The sequence below is a fragment of the Emticicia sp. genome (genome assembly GCF_049241225.1).
Classification (GTDB): domain Bacteria; phylum Bacteroidota; class Bacteroidia; order Cytophagales; family Spirosomataceae; genus Emticicia.
The window spans coordinates 20,790-22,095 of the sequence record NZ_JBMLRC010000175.1 but is presented as its reverse complement, the minus strand read 5'-3'; the positions used below and the strand labels follow the sequence as shown (position 1 = coordinate 22,095).

At 37.7% G+C, this 1,306-nt stretch carries 2 protein-coding genes; both read left to right on the top strand.

Annotated elements, in window-relative coordinates; all coding sequences use genetic code 11:
• Positions 1–88: 88 nt before the first annotated feature.
• Complete coding sequence (locus ACOVO2_RS10105) at positions 89–949, top strand: alpha/beta fold hydrolase (RefSeq protein WP_421769852.1); 861 nt, start codon at positions 89–91, stop codon at positions 947–949.
• 76 nt (positions 950–1,025) lie between these two features.
• A partial coding sequence (locus tag ACOVO2_RS10100) for a hypothetical protein (protein WP_421769851.1) occupies positions 1,026–1,306 on the top strand: 281 nt, incomplete at its 3' end.

The window sequence follows — 1,306 nt, the reverse complement described above, 5'->3', positions numbered from 1 at the left end:
GAATTGAGAATTGAGAATTGAGAATTGAGAATTGAGAATTGAGAATTGAGAATTGAGAATAAAACAAACGTTTGGTATAATATAAATTATGCAAAAGCTAAAAGTAAAATGTGAAGATGGTGTAGAACTGGCAGCAGTTTTGTTTGAACCCGAAAAACCAAAGGCAGTCGTACAACTCTGTACTGGTACAGGTGCAAAAAAAGAGTTTTACTTTCCGTTTATTAAATTTTTAGTTGAGCATGATTATGCAGTTTGCACATTCGATTATCGTGGCACTTGCGAGTCGGCACCTGCTTCGATGAAAGATTGTGACTATAATTATATTGAATACGGTACACAGGATATGCCAGCCGTGTTGGAGTGTTTAGATAAAAAATACCCCGATTTACCAAAATTATTGGTCGGGCATAGTGTGGGTGGAATGAATTTCGGACTGATGCCTAATTATCAGAAACTCAGTGGCGTGGTGGCGGTTGGTTCGGGTTCGGGTTACTGGCGAAATATGCCTTTTGGGTATAGGATGCAGACATTATTTTTCTTTCATGTTTTTCGTCCGATTAGTGTGTTGCTGACAGGCTATGTAGCTGCCAAACGTTTCGGAATCATGGAAGATTTGCCCAGAAAAGTAGTAAAAGATTGGTCTGACTGGTGTAGTGTGCCGAATTATTTTTGGGATGAACGCTTTTTCGGAAAAACTGTTCCTGTGGGGCATTATCACGAACTTACCTTTCCGATTGTTCATTTTTGGACAACTGACGACCCCATCGCCAACGAAAAAAATGTGCCGCTTTTGCTCCAAAATTTCAAAACTACCAAAACATTAACTTCCGAAAAACTCATTCCTGCCGAATTAGGAGCGAAGAAAATTGAACACTTTGGTTTTTTCAAAAAGCAATTTAGAGATACGATTTGGACTAAAATCTTAAATAAATTAGAAGATATGCAGTAGCACAATTTTCCAAAATTGTGTCGAGTAAAAGTTTTATAGTGCGTTAACAGGTAATTTGGTCAGAGGGCGTACGTTGATGTATGCCCTCATGATTGCATATGTGGAACGAAGCTCCGACTTCGTTTTTGATTTTTTGATATTTTTTATTCACAATAAAAACAAGTTGGAAACTTGTTCTACTAAAATGACAAAAGAAGAACTAAAAAAAGCATTGGAAGAATGCTATAAAGTAATCGTGTCTGATGTTGAAAACATCGAAGAAGGACAGTTTTTTGCCCCAATCGGCGAAAAATGGTCGGTTGCTGAAAATATCCTTCACCTTACGCAGTCGGTAAAAGGTTTGAATCAAGCCATGAG

Bases quoted from the DNA above. Each gene is read 5' to 3' on its own strand.
- ACOVO2_RS10105 (WP_421769852.1), top strand. From the start codon at position 89: ATGCAAAAGCTAAAAGTAAAATGTGAAGATGGTGTAGAACTGGCAGCA.